Here is a 5579-nt window from a genome sequence, read left to right on the forward strand (position 1 = left end):
TCTCCCGGCTCTTCGCCCGGACCGACCACTACCTCTTGCAGGGGCGGTTCTAATAAGGCAGCTACGTTTAGTAAGGATACTGAGTGCAGCTATTATATCAATACCACAAAACTGATTGGTAGCTGCAATCAGTTTTGCGATAGAATTTAATTAGACTCTCTCACTTATGATTATAGAGAAAAGCCAATTATATGGCAGCTTTTTGCTTTGGCTTAATGGGATGCCCGAAGTCTTGGCCGTGAGCCGGCCCGACTGTTACACCAGTTAGAGTTGGTGGCGAACAGGAAGCTTCATCCCAATCCTTCCGGACAACGTCTCCAAATGTTGAATATCCTCTCTTTCTGTCTAAATGTTTTGTTTTTTCAATTCTCGAACCGCAAAGTCCGCGGCACGTGCCGTTAACGCCATATAAGTAAGTGAAGGATTTTGACAAGCTCCCGAAGTCATCGCTGCCCCATCGGTGACAAACACATTTTCTGCACCCCAAACTTGATTGTTGCCATTCAATACAGATGTCTTAGAATCTCTTCCCATGCGAGCTGTTCCCATTTCATGGATTCCCAAGCCCATGGCATTTCCAGAATCTTTGGGTTTAATGTTTTTGAAACCGGCTGCTTCCAGCATTTCGGCACCAGATGCCAAAATATCTTTCATCATAGCGTGCTCATTTTTGCCAAAGGAAGCATCAATTTCTAATTGCGGAATGCCCCACTGGTCTTTTTGGGTTTTGCTTAGCGCAACCTTATTATCGTGGGATGGCAAGCATTCGCCCATGCCAACAAGTGTAGTACTCCAAACGCCTGGCTCTGTCAACTGGCTCTTTAATTCTGCACCTAAAGGCACTTCATTAATTAATCTGTTCCAGCCCTGGCGGTCGCTAATAACTGCATATGCAAAACCGCGCAGGTAGTCAGTACGTTTATCGTTGCCAAAGTTTCTGAAACGTGGTAAATAAGTGCCTGTTGGACGACGCCCGTAATAGTACTTATCTTCGAATCCCTCAAAAATACCCGAGATACTTCCGTTGTAATTATGGTCCATCAAATTATGACCAAGCTCACCACTGTCATTTCCTAATCCGTTAGGAAAACGAGCTGACGTGGAATTTAGCATAATCAACGTCGTATTAAGTGTTGAGCCGTTGATAAATATAACTTTTGAAAAATACTCAGTTGCCTCATTGGTTAGCGCATCGATTACTCTAACGCCTACTGCTCTTTGTTTCTGGTCGTCGTAAATAATAGAATGCACCACTGAATGGGGTCGTAGGGTAAGATTACCAGTAGCCTTTGCAGCCGGCAGGGTAGCGGCATTGCTGCTAAAATATCCGCTAAAGGGACAGCCTCTGTTACACAGATTACGATACTGACAAGGACCACGACCGTTGATAGGTTCTGATAAGTTAGCCGTGCGGCTCATAATCAATTTTCTACCAGGAAATTGCTTCTCTATCTTCCGCTTGAGATGCTTCTCAATCTTCATCATTTCCATCGGCTTCAAAAACTCGCCATCCGGCACCTGAGACAAGCCGTCTCTGTTGCCGCTGATGCCTGCAAAGCGCTCTACGTAGCTATACCATGGGGCAAGATCTTTATAGCGTATCGGCCAGTCTACAGCAATACCTTCCTTTAAGTTAGATTCAAAATCTACCTCACTCCACCGCTGGGTCCAACGCGCCCAGGTTAATGATTTGCCACCAACCTGGTAGCCCCTGATCCAATCAAAAGGCCTTTTTTGTTCGTAAGGATGCTCAGCATCTTTCACAAAAAAGTGCTCAGTTGACTCATCAACCGCATAGCATTTGCTTAATACTGGGTTCTCGGCAACAAATTGCTTGGTGTTGCTAAGCCGATGCGGAAATTCCCAAATATGCTTAGTTGCGGTAGGATAATCTTTTATGTGCTCTACATTACGACCACGCTCTAAAACAAGGGTTTTCAAGCCCTTTTCGCATAGCTCTTTAGCTGCCCAGCCGCCCGAAATACCCGAGCCTACCACTATAGCATCGTAGGTGTTCTGTTGCTTACCACCAGCATTTATATTAGCAGCCCCTTTGGGTTTATTTTCGTTTTCGTCCATCTCATTACAGAATTAGCTGCGTAATTAAAAAGATGCTATTACTTGACTACTCTCTACTATCCAAAAGTACGTCTGACAAATTCACGGCTTATTTTCCAATCTTTTTTTAGCGGATTGATGGGTTTGAAATTATTGGGGAAAGCAAGCTCTATTGCGGCCTGTCCGCGGAAGCTTTGTTGTTTTAATGCTTTGGCAATAGCGTTAAAATCAGTGGCTCCCTGACCCACATTTTCTGTCCAGGTGCCATCAGCGTATTGGTCGCGGATGTGCAGGTACACGATTCGCTTGCCATACGTATTAATGAAATCCACTGGGTTGACGCCACCGCGTATCAGCCAGTTTAAATCCGGTCCCAACTTAAGTTCCGGCACACGGGTAAGCATTCCTTTTAAGTCGTGTAAATCATGTTCGATTTCGTAGGTATGGTTATGGATGTTAGGTACAAGGCCACGTTCCTCGCAGACTTTCAGCATTTTTTGTAATACTTCTGCCTGAACATCCAGCTCATCTTCCGTTTTTTTACGGCGAGCATCTCCCACCGAAATACCAACGGTCTTGCCATTAACACTTTTCAATCTGTCGGCAACCAAGCTAAACTCATTAATCACAGCTTCGTGGTTGCTTTTAACCCACATGGGGGCAATAGCATTGTAGGAAGTGCCGGATACTGGAAGATTATATTTAGAAATAAGCTCTTTAAGCCGATTGACCGAGTTTTCGCCTTTTAAATTAATTTCCATTAACTCAACCCCTTCTATTCCGGCATAGCTAAGGTCGGAGAAGACGGTATCTAGAACAGGGGTGCTGTCCCAGGTGGGAGGAAAAGCACTGGCATAAACCCATAGGTGCGCGTAAACCGGAATGCTTTTACTAAGGCTTTCGGCTTTTGCTGCATCTGGCAATAAAAAGAACCCCGAAAGCAAGGCGGAGTTCTTTATGAAGTCACGTCTTGAGCTCTTGATTTCATCAATCATATTGGCTTGCATGGGTTAGTAACTAAAAATGCGAGAGTCCATTTAGCGGCAGCATAAATAGCTGTGAATTGCTAACAATGGTTAGGTTAACCTAGGGGAGGCGAAGCGGCGGCCCCGGCCACGCGGCCTAGGCCATCGCAACTGCCAAACGCCTGCTGGCAGCGCACAAAAGCTTGCTGGTAGCGGGGCCGCCTATTTTAAGCTGAGCACGTAGGCCGACATGGCTCGCGCATCGGCCAGCGACACGTCGGGATGCGGGGTCATCGGTACTTGACCCCAATTGCCTTGGCCACCCCGAATAATCTTATTAGCCAGCAGGTTGACATTGGCGTCGGTAGCCGAATACTTCTGCGCTATGGCAACGTAGGCCGGGCCTACTAGCGGTTCTCTCTCCTTATGGCAGCTCGCGCAGTCGGAAGCCGCCAGCAGGGCTGCGCCACCCGATACTACGCCCCCGGTATGCGCGGTGCCAAGTTTCGCAACGCTCGTATCTGCCTGGGGGTGGTGAGCTGCGGCCGGAAGAGTCGTTCCTGTTGTGCTGTCACGGCTCAACTCCGTCGACGCGGCTTTTTGCGAACTGGCCAGCTCATCAGGGCCATCTCTTTTATAACCGGTTTCACAGCCGACTAGTGCTAGGCCAAGGCCGAGCAATAAAACATTGATTTTCATTCGGTAATACATACGTTTGATTTCAAAAGATTTGGGCGAGGCATAAGGCAAAGAAGGCGGCCAGCATAGCGCAGGTGTTTTCCTCAAAAGTGCCTTGGCAAGTCATGTAGCTCACGTAGTGGCCCAGGTTTTGTCGCCTTTTTTGTAGGGAATGTTGCCGTTGTACCGGCCGGGCACGAGCTGATAGCGAAGCGCCTTGGTAGCACCCACTTCTGAAGTAAAGTAGCCCAGCAGCGTGAGTTGTTTCATCATGCGGAAATAATGGCTGGGGGCATCCGGGCGCTGGTGGGCGGTGAGAGCATTCTGCTCGGCATCCAGAGCGGTGAGTAGGGCGGTGCGCTGGGCTGCATTGAGGGCCATAAAGCCTTGGTTGTATCGCTTCTGGCTGCGCTGCTCTAGCTGGGTGAGGCCATCGAGAAATATTTTCTGGTTGGCGGGCGTGTAGCAGTCTCGCACCATCACGGCCATGAAGCTGCCCACTTGCGCGGCTTTGGCCCCTGGCGTGCTGGTCGTGGGCAGGATGGTTTCGCCTACTTCGTCTAGAAAGCCGATTTGGCTGGCATTAAGAAAGGGCGTTGAGGGGGCCTTTTTGCCAGGGTCCAGCAAGGCTGCTTTCTGCTCCTTGGAAGCTGGTGAAGAGCAACTGCTCAGGAAAAGGTCGGCGCCAATAATGGTACCACTCATTAAAAGAGCCACACGGGCGAGGGCGTCTCGACGGTTCATAACAAGTTTACGATTAGAGTTTTTGCTCGTTCAGCCCGCTCACGGTGCGGCTCATGACGGCCGAGCATGCAGGCAATGGCGGCATTATCGGACGTGGGCAGGCCCGGCGCCGAGAGCCCCACGCCCAACAAAGGCCACGCGGCCTGCGCTTGCAGGGCCTGCACGGTGGCCGTAATGGCCTGCTTCCAGGCCTGGCCCGCACCGCCGCCGGTGGGCGTGAGCAGCTGCTGCCCCACCGCCCCCGTAGCCGTGTCGACCAGCACGCCTTTGATGCGCGTGCCGCCTAAATCAATGCCGATTGCCTGACTCAAAATGAGGTAGATGTTAACAAGAATACGGTTGGAGTTGCCCTTCGCTCACGCTCCAGCCTCCGTCGATGGACAGCACCTGCCCCGTGGTGAAGCGGGAAAGGTCGGACATAAAGATGACGGCGGCCCCTTCAGCCACAAAGGCTTGAGCCGCCGACAGGCCCAGACCCGTGGTACCCCCGACAACGACAATTTTCTTTCCTGATAACCAGGGTTGCTTCATGGCGTGAGTGATGCATTACTTCAACGAGCCGAAGGTATATAAATCACCCCACAACCCAAACAACTTATTATAATAAGCTCAAAAATAAGAGTACAGCCAGCTGATTTTTAGTGGCATATTTTAGCACTTGATATCAAAATCATTCCTCAAGCCAGGGTGCTGAGCGGGCCTGTATCTTTGCCCACGCACTTGGCCCCCTTTGTATGAGTGAACAGCTGATTCGTATTCCGCAGTACCAATACCTCTACGAAAGTCTGCGGCAGGACATTGTTAAAGGAATTTTTAAGACCGGCGAGCTGCTGCCGTCCGAGAAGGTGCTCCAGAACCAGTACGGGCTGACGCAACCTACTATCCGCCAGGCCTTGGCGCTGCTGGTGCAGGAGGGGTATATCCGCAAGCACCAAGGCAAGGGTAGCGTCGTGCAGTCGCTGCCCATCGGCCTGGGCGTGGTGTCCCTCACCGCCCACCTACTGCCGCCCGATGACACGTCTCCAGCGGCCTGCGCGCCAGCGGCGGAGCTTATCACGACAACGGTACTGACGAAACCCACTCTGCGAACCTTCCCCGAGGAGTTTACCTTCTTGCCGGCCGAGCGCGGCCCGA

General features: G+C 50.5%; 7 protein-coding genes. 1 reads left to right on the forward strand and 6 read right to left on the reverse strand.

Annotated elements, in window-relative coordinates; translation table 11 throughout:
• Window positions 1-345: 345 nt before the first annotated feature.
• The 6 genes from WX88_RS26270 to WX88_RS32040 all read right to left on the reverse strand — a co-directional run bounded on the left by WX88_RS26270 (window position 346) and on the right by WX88_RS32040 (window position 4976).
• Entirely contained in the window at window positions 346-2079 is a 1734-nt protein-coding gene (locus WX88_RS26270) for a GMC oxidoreductase (RefSeq protein WP_046247406.1), read from the reverse strand.
• Between the two features lie 56 nt (window positions 2080-2135).
• Window positions 2136-3065, reverse strand: coding sequence for a sugar phosphate isomerase/epimerase family protein (locus tag WX88_RS26275; RefSeq protein ID WP_156176471.1), 930 nt, complete (start codon window positions 3063-3065; stop codon window positions 2136-2138).
• 180 nt (window positions 3066-3245) lie between these two features.
• Window positions 3246-3722: a c-type cytochrome gene (locus WX88_RS28420; protein ID WP_052733141.1), complete on the reverse strand. Its 477-nt coding sequence runs from the start codon at window positions 3720-3722 to the stop codon at window positions 3246-3248.
• Window positions 3723-3833: 111 nt separating this feature from the next.
• On the reverse strand, window positions 3834-4445 hold the full coding sequence (locus WX88_RS26285) for a gluconate 2-dehydrogenase subunit 3 family protein (RefSeq protein ID WP_046247407.1): 612 nt from the start codon (window positions 4443-4445) through the stop codon (window positions 3834-3836).
• Window positions 4442-4756 (reverse strand): ROK family protein, encoded by a 315-nt coding sequence (locus WX88_RS26290; protein ID WP_046247408.1) that lies wholly within the window; start codon window positions 4754-4756, stop codon window positions 4442-4444. Before WX88_RS26290 ends, WX88_RS26285 begins: the two co-directional genes overlap by 4 nt.
• Before the next feature lie 13 nt (window positions 4757-4769).
• Window positions 4770-4976, reverse strand: a complete 207-nt coding sequence (locus WX88_RS32040) for a hypothetical protein (protein ID WP_046247409.1) — start codon at window positions 4974-4976, stop codon at window positions 4770-4772.
• Window positions 4977-5179: 203 nt separating this feature from the next.
• Between WX88_RS32040 and WX88_RS28425 the strand changes: the two genes are divergently transcribed.
• Window positions 5180-5579 (forward strand): GntR family transcriptional regulator (locus WX88_RS28425; protein ID WP_156176473.1); only part of this gene is annotated, 400 nt, incomplete at its 3' end.

The sequence above is a fragment of the Hymenobacter terrenus genome (assembly GCF_000972495.1).
Lineage (GTDB): Bacteria > Bacteroidota > Bacteroidia > Cytophagales > Hymenobacteraceae > Hymenobacter > Hymenobacter terrenus.